At 55.6% G+C, this 20,897-nt stretch carries 14 protein-coding genes, 1 tRNA gene and 3 rRNA genes; 5 read left to right on the forward strand and 13 right to left on the reverse strand.

The window, feature by feature from the left end:
- Positions 1-91: 91 nt before the first annotated feature.
- Positions 92-2,890, reverse strand: coding sequence for a DNA polymerase I (polA, locus tag I6G83_RS06710; RefSeq protein ID WP_054306935.1), 2,799 nt, complete (start codon positions 2,888-2,890; stop codon positions 92-94).
- Between the two features lie 541 nt (positions 2,891-3,431).
- Between polA and I6G83_RS06715 the strand changes: the two genes are divergently transcribed.
- A complete protein-coding gene (locus I6G83_RS06715; RefSeq protein WP_054306936.1) occupies positions 3,432-4,340 on the forward strand; it encodes an acyltransferase in 909 nt (302 codons plus the stop codon).
- Between the two features lie 31 nt (positions 4,341-4,371).
- On the opposite strand, the gene dsbA is transcribed toward I6G83_RS06715, so the two are convergent.
- The 3 genes from dsbA to I6G83_RS06730 form a co-directional block, all read right to left on the reverse strand.
- Positions 4,372-4,995: a thiol:disulfide interchange protein DsbA gene (gene dsbA, locus I6G83_RS06720; protein WP_054306937.1), complete on the reverse strand. Its 624-nt coding sequence runs from the start codon at positions 4,993-4,995 to the stop codon at positions 4,372-4,374.
- A 29-nt stretch (positions 4,996-5,024) separates the two neighbouring features.
- On the reverse strand, positions 5,025-6,011 hold the full coding sequence (locus tag I6G83_RS06725) for a serine/threonine protein kinase (protein WP_054306938.1): 987 nt from the start codon (positions 6,009-6,011) through the stop codon (positions 5,025-5,027).
- An 82-nt stretch (positions 6,012-6,093) separates the two neighbouring features.
- Entirely contained in the window at positions 6,094-6,363 is a 270-nt protein-coding gene (locus I6G83_RS06730; RefSeq protein WP_054306939.1) for a YihD family protein, read from the reverse strand.
- Positions 6,364-6,511: 148 nt separating this feature from the next.
- On the opposite strand from I6G83_RS06730, the gene mobA reads away from it, so the two are divergent.
- Entirely contained in the window at positions 6,512-7,105 is a 594-nt protein-coding gene (gene mobA / locus I6G83_RS06735) for a molybdenum cofactor guanylyltransferase MobA (RefSeq protein ID WP_054306940.1), read from the forward strand.
- The gene (gene mobB, locus I6G83_RS06740; protein ID WP_054306941.1) at positions 7,098-7,610 is read left to right on the forward strand and encodes a molybdopterin-guanine dinucleotide biosynthesis protein MobB; all 513 of its coding nucleotides are present in this window, start codon (positions 7,098-7,100) and stop codon (positions 7,608-7,610) included. The genes mobA and mobB overlap by 8 nt, the downstream gene beginning before the upstream one ends.
- A gap of 92 nt (positions 7,611-7,702) precedes the next feature.
- On the opposite strand, the gene rrf is transcribed toward mobB, so the two are convergent.
- From rrf to I6G83_RS06760, 4 genes are all read right to left on the reverse strand, one after another.
- Positions 7,703-7,818: ribosomal RNA gene (rrf, locus tag I6G83_RS06745) — 5S ribosomal RNA — on the reverse strand.
- A 268-nt stretch (positions 7,819-8,086) separates the two neighbouring features.
- Positions 8,087-10,993, reverse strand: a 23S ribosomal RNA gene (locus I6G83_RS06750).
- A 195-nt stretch (positions 10,994-11,188) separates the two neighbouring features.
- Positions 11,189-11,264: transfer RNA gene (locus I6G83_RS06755), tRNA-Glu, on the reverse strand.
- 87 nt (positions 11,265-11,351) lie between these two features.
- Positions 11,352-12,893 (reverse strand): 16S ribosomal RNA (locus tag I6G83_RS06760).
- The 16S, 23S and 5S rRNA genes sit together here with 1 tRNA gene alongside, the layout of an rRNA operon.
- Before the next feature lie 477 nt (positions 12,894-13,370).
- Here I6G83_RS06760 and I6G83_RS06765 point away from each other — a divergent pair.
- Both I6G83_RS06765 and mdtD read left to right on the forward strand, forming a co-directional pair.
- Complete coding sequence (locus tag I6G83_RS06765) at positions 13,371-14,072, forward strand: FadR/GntR family transcriptional regulator (RefSeq protein WP_054306050.1); 702 nt, start codon at positions 13,371-13,373, stop codon at positions 14,070-14,072.
- A 35-nt stretch (positions 14,073-14,107) separates the two neighbouring features.
- The gene (gene mdtD / locus I6G83_RS06770; RefSeq protein ID WP_054306051.1) at positions 14,108-15,514 is read left to right on the forward strand and encodes a multidrug transporter subunit MdtD; all 1,407 of its coding nucleotides are present in this window, start codon (positions 14,108-14,110) and stop codon (positions 15,512-15,514) included.
- On the opposite strand, the gene rbsR is transcribed toward mdtD, so the two are convergent.
- Genes rbsR through rbsA form a run of 5 tightly spaced genes read right to left on the reverse strand, consistent with a single transcriptional unit; the run spans position 15,507 to position 20,895 of the window.
- Complete coding sequence (rbsR, locus tag I6G83_RS06775) at positions 15,507-16,511, reverse strand: ribose operon transcriptional repressor RbsR (protein ID WP_054306052.1); 1,005 nt, start codon at positions 16,509-16,511, stop codon at positions 15,507-15,509. The genes mdtD and rbsR overlap by 8 nt on opposite strands.
- A gap of 4 nt (positions 16,512-16,515) precedes the next feature.
- Positions 16,516-17,442 (reverse strand): ribokinase, encoded by a 927-nt coding sequence (rbsK, locus tag I6G83_RS06780; RefSeq protein ID WP_054306053.1) that lies wholly within the window; start codon positions 17,440-17,442, stop codon positions 16,516-16,518.
- Between the two features lie 60 nt (positions 17,443-17,502).
- A complete protein-coding gene (gene rbsB / locus I6G83_RS06785; RefSeq protein WP_054306054.1) occupies positions 17,503-18,390 on the reverse strand; it encodes a ribose ABC transporter substrate-binding protein RbsB in 888 nt (295 codons plus the stop codon).
- A gap of 24 nt (positions 18,391-18,414) precedes the next feature.
- Positions 18,415-19,383, reverse strand: coding sequence for a ribose ABC transporter permease (rbsC, locus tag I6G83_RS06790; RefSeq protein WP_054306055.1), 969 nt, complete (start codon positions 19,381-19,383; stop codon positions 18,415-18,417).
- Positions 19,384-19,389: 6 nt separating this feature from the next.
- Positions 19,390-20,895, reverse strand: coding sequence for a ribose ABC transporter ATP-binding protein RbsA (gene rbsA, locus I6G83_RS06795; RefSeq protein ID WP_054306056.1), 1,506 nt, complete (start codon positions 20,893-20,895; stop codon positions 19,390-19,392).
- Positions 20,896-20,897: the final 2 nt, after the last annotated feature.

Below are 20,897 nucleotides of genomic sequence, written 5' to 3' on the forward strand. Positions count from 1 at the left end.
TGTTGCGGAAACAATCGCCGTATAATGTAGCTAAATTACGAAAATAGCTGGGTTTTTCGCCGTTTAGCGCAACGTTCGGCCAGTTGCGTCATTAATGCGCTTCTTCCCAGTTATTTCCGCTGCCGACGTCCACTTTTAACGGCACCGCCAGCGTCATACTGCCTTCCATCAGGTCGCGAATGCGCTGGCTGGCTTCTTCCAGCACTGACTCGTGCACTTCAAACACCAGTTCATCGTGCACCTGCATGATCACGCGCACCTGCGGTTCTTTCTGCTCCAGCAGCCAGCTATCCACGGCGATCATCGCACGTTTGATGATATCGGCCGCGGTACCCTGCATCGGCGCGTTGATCGCCGCCCGCTCCGCCGCCTTACGGCGCATACCGTTGCTGGAGCGCACGTCCGGCAGATAGAGACGACGGCCGTCCAACGTGCTGACGAACCCCTGTTCGGAAGCCTGCTGACGCGTGCGCTCCATATAATCCAGTACGCCGGGGTAACGCTCAAAATAGAGATCCATATAGCGCTGCGCCTCATTGCGCGGGATCCCCAACTGGCGCGCCAGACCAAAGGCGCTCATGCCGTAAATCAGGCCGAAGTTGATCGCCTTGGCGCTGCGGCGCTGTTCACCGGTAACTTTATCCAACGGCACGCCAAAGACCTCGGACGCCGTCGCCCGGTGAATATCTTCCCCGGCGGCAAAGGCTTTCAGCAGCCCCTCATCCTGCGACAGATGCGCCATAATGCGCAGCTCAATCTGCGAGTAGTCGGCGGCCAAAATACGGTATCCCTTCGGCGCAATAAACGCCTGACGAATGCGCCGCCCTTCTTCATTACGCACCGGGATGTTCTGCAGGTTCGGATCGCTCGATGACAGGCGGCCGGTAGCGGTGACCGCCTGATGGTACGAGGTGTGCACCCGGCCGCTGACCGGGTTAATCATCTGCGGCAGCTTATCGGTATAGGTGGACTTCAGCTTGGCCAGGCCGCGGTATTCCAGGATCACTTTTGGCAGCGGATAGTCCAGCGCCAGCTCGGCCAGCACTTCTTCATTGGTGGACGGCGCGCCTCCTGGGGTCTTTTTCAACACCGGCAGTTTTTGCTTCTCATACAAAATCGCCTGCAGCTGTTTGGTCGACGCCAGGTTAAACGGCTCTTCCGCCAGCTCATGCGCCTGCGTTTCCAGCTCGGCCAGCCGCTTGGTCAGCTCCTGCGAATGGGTCGCCAGAATATGCTGGTCGATCAGCACGCCGGTGCGTTCAATGCGGGAAAGTACCGGCAGTAACGGCATTTCAATCTCACTGAACACCTTGCGCTGGCCGTCGCTCTCTTTCAGTTTCGGCCACATGGCCAAATGCAGCTGCAAAGTGACGTCCGCGTCTTCCGCCGCGTACGGCGCCGCCTGTTCCAAGGCGATCTGGTTGAAGGTCAGCTGATTTTTACCTTTGCCGGCAATTTCTTCAAAGGTAATGGTTTTATGGCCAAGATAGCGATCGGCCAGGCTGTCCATATCATGACGGCCGCCGACGCTGTCCAGCACGTAGGATTCCAGCATGGTGTCGTAGGCAATGCCGCGCAGATCGATGTCATAACGCGCCAGCAGGCTCTTGTCGAACTTCAGGTTCTGCCCGACCTTCAGCGCTTTTTCATCTTCCAGCAGCGGCTTTAGCGTTGCCAGCACATAGTCGCGATCCAGCTGCGCCGGCGCATCCAGATAGTCATGCGCCACCGGCAAATAAGCGGCGACGCCGGGTTCGATGGCAAACGACAGGCCGATCAGGTTCGCACTCTGCGTATCCAGGCCGTCGGTTTCGGTATCAAAGGCAAACAGCTCGGCTTTTTTCAGCCGCTCCAGCCATTCGGCAAAGGTTTTTTCATCCAGAATGGTGACATAGCCATCCTGCGACAGCTTGGCTTCCGCCTCGGCTTTAGGCGTCTCTGCAGCGGCGGACGGTTTTGCCGCGCTGGTGGCCTTGGCGCCGCTGCCTTTCTTGCCCTGCAGCCAGGTGCCGGACTCAACGTCCGCCAGCCAGCGCTTGAATTCATACTGTTTAAACAGCTGATGCAATTGATCAACGTCCGGCGGCAGGACGTTCAGTTCGCTGCAGCTGACTTCCAGCTCAACGTCGGTTTTGATAGTCGCCAGCTGATAGGAGAGGTAGGCCACCTCTTTGTTCTGCTCCAGCTTGGCGGCCATGGTTTTGGCACCGCGGAAGCTCAGGGTCGCAATGCTGTCCAGGTTGGCATACAGCGTATCCAGGCCGCCCAGCCCCTGCAGCAGCGCCTGCGCCGTTTTCTCGCCCACGCCCGGCACGCCGGGGATGTTATCGGAGGAGTCGCCCATCAGCGCCAGAAAATCGATGATCAATTCCGGTGGGATGCCATATTTATCACACACTTCCTGCGGCCCCAGAATGGTGTTGTTCATGGTGTTGATCAGCGTAACGTTTGGCGTCACCAGCTGCGCCATATCTTTATCGCCGGTGCTGATCAGCACGGCATGGCCGGCTTTTTCCGCCTGCAGCGCCAGCGTGCCGATAACATCATCCGCCTCAACGCCCGGCGTCACCAGCAACGGCAGCCCCATGGCCTTGACCATGCGGTGCAAAGGTTCGATCTGCGCGCGCAGATCGTCAGGCATCGGCGGACGATGAGACTTGTACTCAGCGAATAACTCATCGCGGAAAGTTTTGCCTTTGGCATCGAACACTACCGCCACATGGGTTGGCGCGTACTGCTGCAGCAGACTGCGCAACATATTCAGCACGCCGTACATGGCGCCGGTCGGTTCACCGGCAGAGTTGGTCAGCGGCGGGAAGGCATGATAGGCACGATAGAGGTAAGAGGAACCATCTACCAGGATCAAAGGGTTTTCAGCAATCTGGGCCATAGCGTTTCTTTTTGATGATGGACTTAGGGTAAGGATGCCATAGCTGGCCGCCGGAGACGATCCTTAGCGCGCATTACGATGAAAAATGATCGCCTTTTGCAAAGCGATCCGCAGGATCGTACCTGTGGATAAGTTTGTGCATAGAAAAGAGAATGAATTATAACAATGGGTTAATTGTTATAATAACAAATAAAAAAACCAATAAAATCATGGCGTTTTATGGTAAGCATCGCTTGACCGCCATAATTTCCATTTTTTGAGATTTGTGGATATAAGTTACACGCGTTGTTCGGCACGCCGTTAATCAAATTCGGCGCCTCAATTACCCTAGCACAAACTGGGAAAGTTGCACGAAAATGCAGCAAATTACGACCATAAAAAACGCAGTAACCGCGAGAGTCCGTAAGGCAGCAGACGAGGGTAAAGAAAACAGTTGCGCGTTGTGGGCGCTTTCCTCCCCCGCTTTCTGTTAAAATGCGTCCTTCACGCGCGGAAGCGTATGCCTGCAACGCTGTTTCCAACTAACCGTCAACCGATAACCATGCCAAGATTGTTAGCCCCTGTTATTTTTATTATTTCTGCCTTATTGACCATCCTGTTGACGGTATTGTGTTCAATCCCCATCACGCTGGCCGGTATTGTTAAGCTATTGGTGCCCGTCCCGGCAATCTGGCGGGGCATTTCCGCATTTGCTGATTTTATGATGTGGTGCTGGTGTCAGGGGCTGGCTTTGCTGCTGCGCATTAACCCGCAGCTAAGCTGGGATATTGAAGGGCTGGAAGGGCTAAGCCGTAAAAACTGGTATCTGCTGATCAGTAATCATGAAAGCTGGTCAGATATCGTCGTGCTTTGCGTGCTATTTCGCAATCATGCCCCGATGAATAAATACTTCCTTAAGCAGCAGCTCGCTTGGGTGCCTTTTGTCGGCCTGGCCTGCTGGGCGCTGGATATGCCGTTTATGAAACGCTACTCACGCGCCTATTTGCTTAAGCACCCGGAAAAGCGCGGCCAGGATATTGAGACCACCCGCCGTTCCTGCGAAAAGTTTCGCCAGCGGCCGACCACCATCGTCAATTTTGTGGAAGGGTCACGCTTCACCGAAGCGAAAAAAATTAAAACCAATTCGCCCTACCGCAATTTACTGGCGCCAAAGGCTGCCGGCATTGCCTTTACCCTCAGCGCGTTAGGCAGCCAGTTCGATAAAATACTCAACGTTACGCTGCACTACCCGGATAACAGCGAACACCCATTCCTGGATATGTTATGCGGGCGTCTGAAGCGGATAGTGGTGCGTATTGAAACCTTGCCTATCGATGAAAGTCTGCATGGCGACTACTTCAACGATAAGCAATATAAACGGCAGTTCCAGCTGTGGCTGAATACGCTCTGGCAGGAAAAGGATCGGTTACTGGATAAGCTCAAGCGCCAAACAAAAAACGCCGGTCAATGACCGGCGTTGCAATATTCAGCTTCAGTGAACGTTATTTCTTTTCGCTCAGGAATTTAACTACGTCAGCAAACTGCTTCACGTAAGCATCCATTGAGCTGGTATCCAGGCCGTCATTCTTGACCATGTATTTACCGTTAACAAACACCGCCGGCACGCCGCGCAGCTGCAGATCTTCCGCGGCTTTCTCCTGCTGAACGACCAAAGACTTCACCACGAAGCTGTTCAGCGCCGCATCATAGTCTTCCGCCTTCACGCCCGCCTTCACAAACACGTTGCGAATATCATCCGGCGTTTGCATGGTTTGGGTTTTCTGTACCGCTTCAAACATCGGTTGGGTGATCTTGTCTTCTACGCCCAGCGCCATCGCCACAGCCCATGCCTGAGTCAGCTGCTTGCCCAGCGGGCCCAGGAACTCAACGTGGTACTTGGTCATTTTGGTGCCCGCCGGCAACGCTTTTTTCACCGAGTCGGAAACGTGGTAAACCTCTTCAAACTGGTAGCAGTGCGGGCAGTAGAACGAGAAGAACTCCAGCACCTGCGGCTCGCCGGTGACCGGCTTGTCCAGAGTGACATACTGGGTACCATCGCTGAACTGCGCGGCGGAGGCGCTAAACGCCATAACCATACCAACGAGCGCCAACCAAATCTTTTTCATAAGACTAAACTCTCCATTGTGTTAAATCTTCAATACATCGGCATCAGCTGCAAAGGAGGCTCCTGTAGCAGCTTGACCTGTTCAGTAAATGTCGCGGTCTGAGACAACCAGAAATCAGACTCCGCCATCCACGGAAAACTTCTTGGAAACGCCGGATCCTGCCAGCGACGCGCTACCCATGCCAGGTAATACACCATACGCATCGCCCGTAACGGCTCAATCAACGCCAGCTCACGCCGGTCAAACTCGGCAAATTCGCTATAGGCTTCCAACAACACATCCAACTGCAGCAGCTGCTCGCTGCGCTCACCGTGCAGCAGCATCCAAAGATCCTGCACTGCGGGGCCATTACGCGCATCATCAAGATCGACGAACAGCGGACCGTCGCGCCACAGGATATTGCCCGGATGGCAATCACCGTGTAAACGCAGCGGCTGCCAGTCCAGGTGCCAACTCTGCTTAATGGCGTCGATCAGCCTATCCGTCGCGCCAAGAAAAGCTTCCCGCTGCGCCGACGGCACTAAGTCACAACCTGCCAGCACTTCTCTGGGCGCGGTGAGATACTCGTCAACGCCGATGGTCGGGCGCGCGGTAAACAGCTTTTCCCGGCCGGTTTGGTGAATGCGCCCCAAAAAGCGGCCGACCCATTCCAGCTGGTCGAGATTATCTATCTCATACTGCCGCCCGCCGACGCTGGGGAAAACGGCAAAATAAAAGCCGCCGAAGCTCTGCAGCGTTTTCCCTTGCAGCCGTAGCGGCGCAACCGCAGGCACCTCGGCATTGCTCAGGTCGAGAGAAAATTGATGTTCTTCCTCAATCTGCGCGGCGTTCCAGCGTTCGGGACGATAAAACTTCACCACATAGCGGTGACGTTCTTCATCGGCAAACTGATAAACGCGGTTCTCATAGCTGTTGAGCGCCGTCAGGCCGGAATCAACGCGCAGGCCGACCCCTTCTAATGCGGCCATAATAAGATCGGGAGAAAGGGTAGCAAAATTAAACGCAGAATCGTTCATAACAACATTCATTTTAGCCTGATGACAGCACGGGGGCCGGGAATGAAAATAGTAGCATCGTTGCCCCTGTACCGCAGCAGCACTAGTCCTTAATCACGCCGCGCGCACGTAATAATGCCGTTTTGAAATCTTCTTCGTAGTCTTTTTTCAGACCGGGGATCTGTTCCGTTGCGGCGCTGCCGCGCATTTTCAGATGATAGATTAAAATATCATCGCTCAGCCCGGCCAAATCACCCTGGAAACCCGCTTCCTGCGCCAGCTTTTGCAGAAACTGCATCAGATTGAGGTCGGGCTCTTCCTGCCAGGCCGGATGCAGTAGCTCAATCAATTCGTCCACGCGATGCGTTTTCATACTCATTCGTCCAATGAAGTCGATAAACCCACAAAGTAGCAGGCTTGCCTGCACAGGGAAAGGAACAGCGTGTCAATAAAGGTAAATCCTGATGTCCGGGCGGCTTTAGCGCTACAATCAGGGCGCAGGTTTCAAAAGGGAAAGGTTTATGCATACAGATATTACCGGGGTGATCCTGGCTGGCGGCAGAGCTACGCGCATGGGGGGAGAAGATAAGGGATTGATCTCGCTTGGCGGGATCCCACTCTATCGCCATGTGCTAGAGCGCCTGGCGCCGCAGGTTAACGCCGTAATCATCAGCGCCAATCGCAATCAGGCAGTTTATCAGCAGAGCGGGCTGCCGGTTGTCGGCGATCTGACAGCAGATTTTGCCGGGCCGCTGGCGGGCATGCTGGCCGGCTTACGAGCGGCACACGGCGACTGGGTAGCCTTTGTCCCATGCGACGTTCCTGATTTGCCGCTCACGTTGGTGGAGATGCTGTGGCAAGGCAAGCAGCAGGCCCTGGCGGCCTATGCCAGCGATGGCGAGCGCGCTCATCCAACGCTGGCGCTGCTGCACAAAAGCCTGGCGCCACAGTTGGCTGAGTATTTGGCGCGGGGAGAACGTAAGCTGATGCTGTTCCTTAAACAGGTTGCCGCCAGGCAGGTAGTATTCAACGGGCAGGCCCATGCCTTCCTGAATCTGAATACTCCCGATGATTGCCGGCATTGGCTACAGGAGAAGGGGATCGCCAATGACTAAACTCGCCACGCCTCTGCTTGCCATTGCCGCTTACAGCGGTACCGGCAAGACCACGCTGCTCAAGCAGCTGATCCCACTGCTGCGAGAAAGACATATTCGGGTCGGGCTGATCAAACACACCCACCATGATATGGATATCGATAAACCGGGGAAAGACAGCTACGAACTGCGTAAGGCCGGTGCCGACCAGACCCTGGTCGCCAGCGATCGGCGTTGGGCACTGATGACGGAAACGCCGGAACAGCAACCGCTAAATCTTCACTATCTGGCTAGCCGGTTCGACCACAATAACGTCGACCTTATTCTGGTCGAAGGCTTTAAACATGAGCCAGTCAGCAAAATCATTCTCTACCGGGCCGAAATTGGCCGGCCGCTGGAGGAGATGCTGGATAAGCATGTGATTGCGGTTGCCAGCGATCGCGCGCTTGATTTTGCCGGCGAGCGGCTTGATATCAACGATCCACCAAGCATTGCCGAGTTTATTGTGCATTGGCTGAATAAATAAACCAGCAGGCAATGATTGCCTGCTTTTTTATTTTTTCTGACCAAACGCAAAAAGCCTCATGCTTTCGCATGAGGCTTTCTACTTTATTTGATGCCTGGCAGTGTCCTACTCTCGCATGGGGAGACCCCACACTACCATCGGCGCTACGGCGTTTCACTTCTGAGTTCGGCATGGGGTCAGGTGGGACCACCGCGCTATTACCGCCAGGCAAATTCTTTTTTACCCGTCCTGTGTCTTTCACGCTGCTGCCGCGTTGGCCGCTCTCTGTCGTCACAGTCACATACTCATGTATGCTCCTGCTCCGCCATCGCTTGCCGCCTTGCTTCAGCGCGAAATCCTTCGGACTTCAATCACAGAACAGGCTGAAAATTATTCGTATCATCCTGATACTCACCCCTTCGGGGCCAACGCTCCGCGTTGTTCAAAATCGTTCCCGACGATTTTGTCATGTCTCTCTAAAACACCTTCGGTGTTGTAAGGTTAAGCCTCACGGTTCATTAGTACTGGTTAGCTCAATGCATCGCTGCACTTACACACCCAGCCTATCAACGTCTTAGTCTTAAACGTTCCTTCAGGGGACTCGAAGTCCCAGGGAAGACTCATCTTGAGGCAAGTTTCGCGCTTAGATGCTTTCAGCGCTTATCTTTTCCGCACTTAGCTACCGGGCAGTGCCATTGGCATGACAACCCGAACACCAGTGGTGCGTTCACTCCGGTCCTCTCGTACTAGGAGCAACCCCTCTCAATCTTCCAACGCCCACGGCAGATAGGGACCGAACTGTCTCACGACGTTCTAAACCCAGCTCGCGTACCACTTTAAATGGCGAACAGCCATACCCTTGGGACCTACTTCAGCCCCAGGATGTGATGAGCCGACATCGAGGTGCCAAACACCGCCGTCGATATGAACTCTTGGGCGGTATCAGCCTGTTATCCCCGGAGTACCTTTTATCCGTTGAGCGATGGCCCTTCCATTCAGAACCACCGGATCACTAAGACCTGCTTTCGCACCTGCTCGAGCCGTCACTCTCGCAGTCAAGCTAGCTTATGCCTTTGCACTAACCTCACGATGTCCGACCGTGATTAGCTAACCTTCGTGCTCCTCCGTTACTCTTTGGGAGGAGACCGCCCCAGTCAAACTACCCACCAGACACTGTCCTCACCCCAGATTATGGGGCAGAGTTAGAACATCAAACATTAAAGGGTGGTATTTCAAGGATGGCTCCATGCAGACTGGCGTCCACACTTCAAAGCCTCCCACCTATCCTACACATCAAGGCTCAATGTTCAGTGTCAAGCTATAGTAAAGGTTCACGGGGTCTTTCCGTCTTGCCGCGGGTACACTGCATCTTCACAGCGAGTTCAATTTCACTGAGTCTCGGGTGGAGACAGCCTGGCCATCATTACGCCATTCGTGCAGGTCGGAACTTACCCGACAAGGAATTTCGCTACCTTAGGACCGTTATAGTTACGGCCGCCGTTTACCGGGGCTTCGATCAAGAGCTTCTCCTTACGGATAACCCCATCAATTAACCTTCCGGCACCGGGCAGGCGTCACACCGTATACGTCCACTTTCGTGTTTGCACAGTGCTGTGTTTTTATTAAACAGTTGCAGCCAGCTGGTATCTGCGACTGGCTTCAGCTCCATCCGCAAGGGACTTCACCTACGCGCCAGCGTGCCTTCTCCCGAAGTTACGGCACCATTTTGCCTAGTTCCTTCACCCGAGTTCTCTCAAGCGCCTTGGTATTCTCTACCTGACCACCTGTGTCGGTTTGGGGTACGATTTGATGTTACCTGGAGCTTAGAGGCTTTTCCTGGAAGCTTGGCATCAACTACTTCTGCACCGTAGTGCATCGTCATCACGCCTCAGGGTTAACAGCGTTCCGGATTTACCAGGAACACCCCCCTACACGCTTAAACCGAGACAACCGTCGCTCGGCTAGCCTAGCCTTCTCCGTCCCCCCTTCGCAGTAACACCAAGTACAGGAATATTAACCTGTTTCCCATCGACTACGCTTTTCAGCCTCGCCTTAGGGGTCGACTCACCCTGCCCCGATTAACGTTGGACAGGAACCCTTGGTCTTCCGGCGAGCGGGTTTTTCACCCGCTTTATCGTTACTTATGTCAGCATTCGCACTTCTGATACCTCCAGCAACCCTCGCAGGCCACCTTCAACGGCTTACAGAACGCTCCCCTACCCAACAACGCATAAGCGTCGCTGCCGCAGCTTCGGTGCATGGTTTAGCCCCGTTACATCTTCCGCGCAGGCCGACTCGACCAGTGAGCTATTACGCTTTCTTTAAATGATGGCTGCTTCTAAGCCAACATCCTGGCTGTCTGTGCCTTCCCACATCGTTTCCCACTTAACCATGACTTTGGGACCTTAGCTGGCGGTCTGGGTTGTTTCCCTCTTCACGACGGACGTTAGCACCCGCCGTGTGTCTCCCGTGATAACATTCTTCGGTATTCGGAGTTTGCATCGGTTTGGTAAGCCGGGATGGCCCCCTAGCCGAAACAGTGCTCTACCCCCGAAGATGAGTTCACGAGGCGCTACCTAAATAGCTTTCGGGGAGAACCAGCTATCTCCCGGTTTGATTGGCCTTTCACCCCCAGCCACAAGTCATCCGCTAATTTTTCAACATTAGTCGGTTCGGTCCTCCAGTTAGTGTTACCCAACCTTCAACCTGCCCATGGCTAGATCACCGGGTTTCGGGTCTATACCTTGCAACTAGACGCCCAGTTAAGACTCGGTTTCCCTACGGCTCCCCTATTCGGTTAACCTTGCTACAAAATATAAGTCGCTGACCCATTATACAAAAGGTACGCAGTCACACCCGAAGGTGCTCCCACTGCTTGTACGTACACGGTTTCAGGTTCTATTTCACTCCCCTCGCCGGGGTTCTTTTCGCCTTTCCCTCACGGTACTGGTTCACTATCGGTCAGTCAGGAGTATTTAGCCTTGGAGGATGGTCCCCCCATATTCAGACAGGATAACACGTGTCCCGCCCTACTCATCGAACTCACGACCTGTGCATCTTCGTGTACGGGACTATCACCCTTTACTGTGCGACTTTCCAGACGCTTCCACTGACACACAAGCCGATTCAGGTTCTGGGCTGTTCCCCGTTCGCTCGCCGCTACTGGGGGAATCTCGGTTGATTTCTTTTCCTCGGGGTACTTAGATGTTTCAGTTCCCCCGGTTCGCCTCGTTAAGCTATGTATTCACTTAACGATAGTGTGTCGAAACACACTGGGTTTCCCCATTCGGGTATCGTCGGTTATAACGGTTCATATCACCTTACCGACGCTTTTCGCAGATTAGCACGCCCTTCATCGCCTCTGACTGCCTAGGCATCCACCGTGTACGCTTAGTCACTTAACCTCACAACCCGAAGATGTTTCACTTCGCGTTGCAAACATTTGAGAGACTCGTTGAACCACTTCTTACGTCAAGAAGCGTTCAATCGTTTCAATTTTCAGCTTGTTCCAGATTGTTAAAGAGCAAATATCTCAAACATGACTCGTAAGTCAGTTTTGAGATATCGTTTGATACCGTCTTTCACCCGATATCAGCAAGTGGCGTCCCCTAGGGGATTCGAACCCCTGTTACCGCCGTGAAAGGGCGGTGTCCTAGGCCTCTAGACGAAGGGGACACTGAATATGTCGGCTTCGCAGACGCTTTGCTCGTTCTTTTCATCAGACAATCTGTGTGGACACTGCACAGTCAGGATATCTTTAGGTAAGGAGGTGATCCAACCGCAGGTTCCCCTACGGTTACCTTGTTACGACTTCACCCCAGTCATGAATCACAAAGTGGTAAGCGCCCTCCCGAAGGTTAAGCTACCTACTTCTTTTGCAACCCACTCCCATGGTGTGACGGGCGGTGTGTACAAGGCCCGGGAACGTATTCACCGTAGCATTCTGATCTACGATTACTAGCGATTCCGACTTCATGGAGTCGAGTTGCAGACTCCAATCCGGACTACGACGTACTTTATGAGGTCCGCTTGCCCTCGCAGGTTCGCTTCTCTTTGTATACGCCATTGTAGCACGTGTGTAGCCCTACTCGTAAGGGCCATGATGACTTGACGTCATCCCCACCTTCCTCCAGTTTATCACTGGCAGTCTCCTTTGAGTTCCCGGCCGAACCGCTGGCAACAAAGGATAAGGGTTGCGCTCGTTGCGGGACTTAACCCAACATTTCACAACACGAGCTGACGACAGCCATGCAGCACCTGTCTCAGAGTTCCCGAAGGCACCAAAGCATCTCTGCTAAGTTCTCTGGATGTCAAGAGTAGGTAAGGTTCTTCGCGTTGCATCGAATTAAACCACATGCTCCACCGCTTGTGCGGGCCCCCGTCAATTCATTTGAGTTTTAACCTTGCGGCCGTACTCCCCAGGCGGTCGATTTAACGCGTTAGCTCCGGAAGCCACGCCTCAAGGGCACAACCTCCAAATCGACATCGTTTACGGCGTGGACTACCAGGGTATCTAATCCTGTTTGCTCCCCACGCTTTCGCACCTGAGCGTCAGTCTTCGTCCAGGGGGCCGCCTTCGCCACCGGTATTCCTCCAGATCTCTACGCATTTCACCGCTACACCTGGAATTCTACCCCCCTCTACGAGACTCTAGCTTGCCAGTTTCAAATGCAGTTCCCAAGTTAAGCTCGGGGATTTCACATCTGACTTAACAAACCGCCTGCGTGCGCTTTACGCCCAGTAATTCCGATTAACGCTTGCACCCTCCGTATTACCGCGGCTGCTGGCACGGAGTTAGCCGGTGCTTCTTCTGCGAGTAACGTCAATTGATGAACGTATTAAGTTCACCACCTTCCTCCTCGCTGAAAGTGCTTTACAACCCGAAGGCCTTCTTCACACACGCGGCATGGCTGCATCAGGCTTGCGCCCATTGTGCAATATTCCCCACTGCTGCCTCCCGTAGGAGTCTGGACCGTGTCTCAGTTCCAGTGTGGCTGGTCATCCTCTCAGACCAGCTAGGGATCGTCGCCTAGGTGAGCCATTACCCCACCTACTAGCTAATCCCATCTGGGTTCATCCGATGGTGTGAGGCCCGAAGGTCCCCCACTTTGGTCTTGCGACGTTATGCGGTATTAGCCACCGTTTCCAGTGGTTATCCCCCTCCATCGGGCAGATCCCCAGACATTACTCACCCGTCCGCCGCTCGCCGGCGAGGAAGCAAGCTTCCTCCCGCTGCCGCTCGACTTGCATGTGTTAGGCCTGCCGCCAGCGTTCAATCTGAGCCATGATCAAACTCTTCAATTAAAAGCTTGATTCGCTAAGTTAATAGCTGTTTCTCAAAGATTTACTGCATGAATTTTACTTCAGTTAGTCACTCTTCAAGACTTGATATTTTTTTGCATCCGAAGATGCTGGATATCGTCTTGTGAGTGCCCACACAGATTGTCTGATAAATTGTTAAAGAGCACCGCCGGAGATAATTCTCATCGGCGCGGGCTGCGTATACTACGCTTTTCGCCCGGAGAGTCAAGCGTTTATTTCGCTTTCTTCTCGCTGACCCGGCGGCTTGTCAGTCGTTGTTCCCGGTCAGTGGAGGCGCATTATAGGGAGTTCTCAGAACGCCGCAACCCCTAATTTAAAAAAACTTTTCAACTGCGTTATTTTTCAGCAAAAGGGGCTAAAAAGCGCATTTTTACATCACTTTTTCCGACAAACAGCCATAAAACCCCGCGCTCAGTAGAGTAAAATAACAGTAACGACGTAAGCCAAGGACCCGCAGCCATGCAACTAGATGCTCAACAACAGGCCGCACAACGCAATCTTTCTTATTTACTGGCAGAAAAACTCGGCCAACAGATTCTGGCCGGCGAGTTTAAAGCGGGCAGCATTCTGCCCGGAGAAATGGAACTGGGAGAAACATTCGGCGTCAGCCGCACCGCCGTACGGGAAGCGGTAAAAATACTGGCGGCCAAAGGCATGCTGCTGCCGCGACCGCGCATCGGCACGCGGGTGATGCCGCAAAACCACTGGAACTTCCTCGACCAGGAGCTGCTGACCTGGTGGATGACGCGGGAAAACTTCGATCAGGTGATGCAGCACTTTCTTATACTGCGTACTTCGCTGGAGCCACAGGCCTGTTCACTGGCCGCCATACAGGCCGATGAAGAACAACGGGCGCAGCTGACGGCGCTGATGGCGGAAATGCGCGCCCTGCACGATGATTTTGACCGCGAACGCTGGATACAGGTGGACACGCAATACCACCAGCTGATTTACGCCTCCAGCGGCAATCCATTCCTGATCTCATTCTCTAACCTGTTCAGCTCCGTATATCAGAGCTATTTCAGGGCGATAACCAACAACGAAGTGATCAAACTGCAGCAGCACCAGGATATTGTCGACGCCATACTGGCCAAAGACGCCCAGGGCGCCTTTAAGGCATGCCAGATTCTGTTAGGCGAAAAAAATCCCTCTTCTATATAGAAGAAGGAAATCACCCGGGATTAAGCAGGAAAACAATGACGAAAAACGCGCGCAGTATGGCAGGGTTGCCCTGGATAGCCGCTATGGCGTTCTTTATGCAGGCGCTGGACGCCACCATTCTCAACACCGCTTTACCGGCGATCGCCCAGAGCCTGGAACGTTCGCCGCTGGCCATGCAGTCGGCCGTCATCAGCTATACCCTGACCGTCGCGATGCTGATTCCGGTGAGCGGCTGGCTGGCCGACCGCTTCGGCACGCGCCGGATATTTATCTTTGCCGTTTCGCTGTTTACGTTGGGTTCATTGCTATGCGCGCTCTCCCCCAGCCTTAGTTTCCTGGTGATATCCCGCGTGATTCAGGGCGTCGGCGGTGCGATGATGATGCCGGTGGCGCGGCTGGCGTTACTGCGCGCCTACCCGCGCAGCCAGCTGCTGCCGGTCCTGAACTTCGTCACCATGCCCGGCCTGGTGGGGCCGATTCTCGGCCCGATGCTCGGCGGCTGGCTGGTGACCTACGCCACCTGGCACTGGATTTTCCTTATCAATATCCCTATCGGCCTGCTCGGCATTCTGTACGCACGCAAATATATGCCGGACTTCACCACGCCGAAACGGCCGTTTGATTTTCTCGGCTTTATGCTGTTCGGTTTGAGCCTGGTGATGATATCCACCGGCCTGGAGCTGTTCGGCGAACGCGTGCTGGCCAGTTATATCTCGCTGGGCGTATTTTTAAGCGGGTTTGTGATGCTGGCAGGCTATATCGTCCATGCCCGTCGCCGTACGCAGCCTTTGATCGGTCTGGACTTATTCAAGACGCGCACGTTCTCCGTCGGCATTGCCGGCAACGTCGCCTCGCGCCTTGGCACCGGCTGTATTCCCTTTTTGATGCCGCTGATGCTGCAGGTGGGTTTCGGCTACTCGGCGATCGTCGCCGGCTGCATGATGGCACCAACCGCCATTGGCTCCCTGCTGGCCAAGTCGACCGTGTCACAGGTGCTGCGCTGGTTCGGTTACCGCAGCACGCTGGTCGGCATTACGGTGATTATCGGCGTGTTGATTGCGCAGTTTGCCCTGCAAAGCCCGGGCATGCCGCTGTGGCTGCTGATTATTCCGCTATTTTTACTGGGCATGGCGATGTCGACCCAGTTTACGGCGATGAATACCATCAGCCTGGGCGATCTTAGCGACGCCAACGCCAGTTCGGGCAACAGCGTGCTGGCGGTAACCCAGCAGCTCTCCATCAGTTTCGGCGTGGCCGTCAGCGCGGCAGTACTGCGCTTTTACGACTCGCTGTCGCTGGGCACCATTATCGACCACTTCCACTACACCTTTATTACCATGGGGATCGTCAGCGTCGCCTCCGCGCTGGTGTTTATGCTGCTGCGCAAAAAAGACGGCCGCAATTTGATTACCGGTAAGGAGAAGCGCGCCAAAGTCAGCTGAGCTGCCCCACCGAGGCGCGCTCCACCAGCTCAGGAGTAAGTACCATCACCTGTGCGGCACGCTGTGGGTTCTGCAGGCGATTGATCAACGCATCGATCGCCAGCTCTCCCAGCGAGTCTTTCGGCTGATGAATGGTGCTTAACGGCGGCGCCAGATACTTCGCCAGTTCAATATCGTCGTATCCCATCACCGCCATATCCTGCGGCACGCGCAGCCCGGCCTGGAACAACGCCTGGTATACGCCGACCGCCACCGCGTCATTGCCGGCGAAAACCGCATGCGGCGCGACCGGCAAGGCAAGCAGTTGCTGCATGGCGCGTACGCCGCCTTCAAACTCAAAGTCGCAATGCACTTCATAACCAGGCAGGATCGGCAATCCCGCCTGCTGCATCGCCCGGCGGTAGCCCTCCAGGCGGTTGCGCGCAGTGGTTTTATCCTGTGGCCCGGCAATGCAGGCAATCTGCCGGTAGCCGCGGGATATCAGATATTGCGTGGCCATTTCGCCGCCGAGCAGGGAGTTGTCCTGAATAATGTCATTCGCCCCTTCAAAAGGCGCCCAGTCCATCATCACAATGGGGAGTGACGGGTAACGGCTCAGGTTCGCCGGCGACGGCCGGTGATTTTCGGTGCACATCACCAGCAGCCCGTCGACACGCTTTTGCAACAGCGTTTCCATACTGCGGTTCATCCGCGCCGCATCTTCTTCTGTGTTGCATAAAATCAGGCTATAGCCGCGCTCGTAACAGCTACGCTCCACGCCGCGCACCACTTCGGCATAAAACGGGTTATTGCTGGCGGTGACCAGCATGCCGATGGTATGCGTTTGTTTGAGCTTCAGGCTGCGCGCCAGCGCCGACGGCGCGTAGTTCAACTGCTCAACCGCCGCCATCACTTTGTCTCGCACCGCATCGCTGACAAAACGATTGTTATTAACCACGTGCGATACGGTAGAGGTTGATACGCCCGCCAAACGGGCGACATCTTTCATGGTGGCCAAAAATTTACTCCTGCCGCTGCAAAAAGGCGTCGATCTCTTCACGCCACGGCACGGAAGGCTGGGCCCCCGGGCGCGTCACGGCAATCGCCGCGGCGGCATGGCCGAAGCGTACGGCGTCCTGCATCGCTTTGCCTTCCAGCAGCGCCGTCAGCAGCGCGCCGTTAAAGGTATCGCCGGCGGCGATGGTGTCGACGGCTTCAACCTTAAAGGCCGGCACCAGTTTGCCCTCACCGCGCTCACTCAACCACACGCCGCGGCTGCCGAGAGTGATCAGTACCGTCTCGATGCCTTTCTGGTGCAGCGCCTGCGCCGCACGCGCGGCATCCTGCTCACTGTCCACCGCAATACCGGTCAAGCGCTCCGCTTCGGTTTCGTTCGGGGTAATCATATCCAGCATCGCCAGCAGTTCATCCGGCAGTTCACGCGCCGGCGCCGGGTTGAGGATTACCCGCGTCTGGTGCTGTTTTGCCAGACGCGCGGCGGCGATCACCGTCTCAAGCGGTGATTCAAGCTGCATCAGCAGGGCGTCGGCATCGCTCACCCGCTGCTGATAGCGCGCCAGATATGCCGGCGTTAATGCCGCATTGGCGCCGGCATCAATGCCGATCACATTTTCACCTTCGCCATTAACGAAAATTAACGCCACGCCGGTGGTGCAGTTTTCAATCGCTTCTATCGACTGCGTATCAACACGATCGGTCGCCAACTGCCGGCGCACCCGTTCGCCGACGTCGTCGGCGCCCACACAGGCAATAAAGGCAATATCGGCGCCGCTGCGGCCGGCGGCCACCGCCTGGTTGGCCCCTTTGCCGCCGAACGCCACCTTATACTGTTTCCCGATCACCGTTTCGCCCGGACGGGGAAATTGCTCAATATTAAGGATATGGTCGGCATTGATACTGCCCAGAACCACCAGCTTTCCTGTTTCCATCGCATTGATTCCTTTAACAGAGCGCCATCGGCAGGTCTGCTCCGATGGCGCAGGTATGACTTATTTGGTGACCAGTTTCAAATCAACCGGGATGGTTGCCGCCACTTTTTCGCCTTTCAGCACTTTATCCGCGGTTTCCACGCCGATAACGCCGATTTGATCGGGACGCTGCGCCACCGTCGCCGCCAGTTTACCGCTTTCCACCGCCTTAACGCCGTCGGCGGTGCCGTCAAAACCAACGACGATCACGTCGCTTTTCCCGGCGGTTTGCAGCGCGCGCAGTGCGCCCAGCGCCATTTCATCGTTCTGGGCAAATACCGCCTGCACGTCCGGGTGCGCCGTCAGCAGGTTCTGCATCACGTTCAGCCCTTTGGTGCGATCGAAATCTGCCGGCTGGCTGCCCAGCAGTTTGAACTTATGCTGTTCCTGCGACTGTTTAAACCCTTCGCCGCGCTCACGGGCAGCGGAGGTGCCGGCAATGCCTTCCAGCTGAATCACTTTGGCGTCCGCGCCGACCTTATCGGCAATAAAGTCGCCGGCCATTTTACCGCCAACGCGGTTATCGGAGGCGATATGGCTCACCACCTCGCCTTTGGTCGCCACGCGATCCAGCGTGATGACCGGGATTTTCGCCTGGTTGGCCATTTTAATCGCATTGCCGACCGCATCGGAATCCGTCGGGTTGATCAGCAGCATTTTAGGGTTCTGCACCATCAGATCCTGCACGTTAGCCAGCTCTTTCGCCGGGTTATTCTGCGAATCCAGCACCACCAGCTTATAGCCCAGCTTGTTCGCTTCCTGCTGCGCGCCATCCTTCATCGACACAAAGAACGGGTTATTCAGCGTGGAGACCACCAGCGCGATGGTGTCTTTCGCCAACGCATTGGCACTCAGGGTGGCGCTCAGCGCCACCGCGGAAACCAGCATCGTTAATTTTTTCATTTTCATGGTCGTTATTCCTGTAGGGGGAGGTTACTTGTTACTTTTATTGTCTACCAGTACCGCCAGCAGTATCACCACCGCCTTGACGATCATTTGATAGTAGGAAGAAACACCCAGCAGATTCAGCCCGTTGTTCAGGAAGCCGAGGATCAACGCGCCGATCAGGGTGCCGACGATGCGTCCCTTGCCGCCCGCCAGGCTGGTGCCGCCCAGCACCACCGCGGCGATGGCGTCCAGTTCATAACCGGTGCCGGCGGTAGGCTGCGCCGAGGACAGGCGCGCGACTTCAATCACCCCGGCCAGCGCCGCCAGCAGGCCGCACAGCGAATATACGATGATTTTCACGCGGTCTACGCTGATGCCGGACAGCCGCGTCGCCGCTTCATTGCCCCCCAGCGCGTAGATATAACGGCCCAGACGGGTATGCTGCAGCAGGTACCAGACGGCAATAAACACGATCGCCATAATCCAGATCGGCGTCGGCACGCCAAGCGGACGGCCGATGCCGAACCAGCCAAACGCGTCGGCCACATAGGTAAAGCCGGTATTGACCGGGCTACCGTTGGTGTACACCATGGTGACGCCGCGCAGCAGCAGCATCATCACCAGGGTGGCGATAAACGCCTGCACCTTGCCTTTGGCGACGATAACCCCGGTACAGGCGCCAACCGCCGCACCCAGCGCCAGCGCGGCGGCCACCGCCACCAGCGCGTTGACTTCCAGCCCGACGATCGATGCCGCCACCGCGCCGGTGAGCGCCAGCAGCGATCCCACCGACAGATCGATGCCGGAGGTCAGGATCACCAGCGTCATGCCTACCGCCATAATGGCGTTGACCGAGGTCTGCTGCAGAATATTGAACAGGTTATTGAGCGTGAAAAAGTTCGGGCTCATGGTCGATACCACGGCGATCAGCACCAGCAGCGCAATCAGCGACTTCTGCTCCAACAGCCATTCTTTACTGAACCAGCGCCTGGTTGCGATAGTCTGAGAACTCATAGTTAATTACTCCTGCTTTGCGCCGTATTGCTTGCCGACGGCCGCGGCCATCAACGCTTCCTGAGTGGCCTGCTCAATCGGGAACTCACCGCTGATGTGGCCTTCGTGCATCACCAGTACGCGGTCGCTCATTCCCAGGACTTCCGGCATCTCCGAAGACACCAGAATGATGCTGAGCCCTTCCTGTTTGAACTGGTTGATAAGTTGGTAAATCTCTTTTTTCGCCCCGACGTCGACGCCGCGCGTCGGCTCATCAAGAATCAGCACCTTAGGCCGCGTCATCAGCCCGCGGGCAATCGCCACCTTCTGCTGATTACCGCCGGAAAGCAGGCCGATCGGCTGCTCCATGGACGGGGTTTTGATGTTAAACAGGCGAATAAAATCCCCCACCGCCTGCCGTTCTTCAGCCTGCTTCAGGCTGCCGCCCAGGCGGCTGAAATAGCGCAGCGCGGTCAGCGACATGTTTTCTTTGACCGACATACCGAGCACCAGGCCGTCGCGCTTGCGGTCTTCGGAAATATAGACGATGCCGTTCGCCAGCCCGGCCTGCGGCGAGCGGCACAGCACTTCGCGACCGTCCAGCCGCACGCTGCCGCCTTTGCGCGGCGCGGCGCCGTACAGAATTTTCATTAATTCGGTACGACCGGCGCCCATCAGCCCGGCAACGCCAAGAATTTCACCGCGATACAGGGTAAAACTGACGTCCTGTACGCCGGGGCCGGACAGCCGGCTGACTTCCAGCCGTTTGTTGCCGCGCGGCAGGTTCAGCCGCGGGTATTGGTCTTCCAGCTTACGACCGACCATCATTTCAATCAGCCGCTCTTCCTGCAGCTCACGCACCGGCCGCTCGGCAATAAACTGGCCGTCGCGGAAGATGGTGACGTCATCGCAGACCTCGAAAATCTCTTTCATCCGGTGCGAGATATACACAATGCCGCAGCCCGCCGCCTTCAGTTCGTTGATCACCTTAAATAAGGAGGCGGTCTCGGTGTCGGTCAACGCGTCGGTAGGCTCATCCATAATGATCACCTGCGACTCAAAGCTCAGCACCTTGGCGATTTCCACCATCTGCTGATCGCCAATCGACAGCTCACCCACCAGACGGTGGCTGCTGTAGCGCAGGTTAAGGCGCTTTAGCAGCTTGTCCGCCTCGGCGTACATGCGTTTCCAGTCGATACGGCCGAAGCGGTTAACAAACTCGCGGCCGAGAAAGATGTTCTCCGCAATGGTCAGCTGCGGGATCAGGTTCAGCTCCTGGTGAATAATGCCGATACCGGCATCCTGGGATGCTTTTGGCCCGTGAAACGCCACCTCTTTACCGAGGAAACGCACGCTGCCAGCATCCTTGCTGTAGATGCCGGTCAGCACTTTCATCATGGTGGACTTGCCGGCGCCGTTTTCCCCCACCAGCGCCATCACCCTGCCGGGGTAAACGCTGAGCGCCGCCCCGGACAGCGCCTTCACGCCGGGAAACGCCTTATCTATCCCGGTCAGTTGCAATAAAGGTTGCATAA

The organism is Serratia rubidaea (genome assembly GCF_016026735.1).
GTDB lineage: Bacteria > Pseudomonadota > Gammaproteobacteria > Enterobacterales > Enterobacteriaceae > Serratia_B > Serratia_B rubidaea.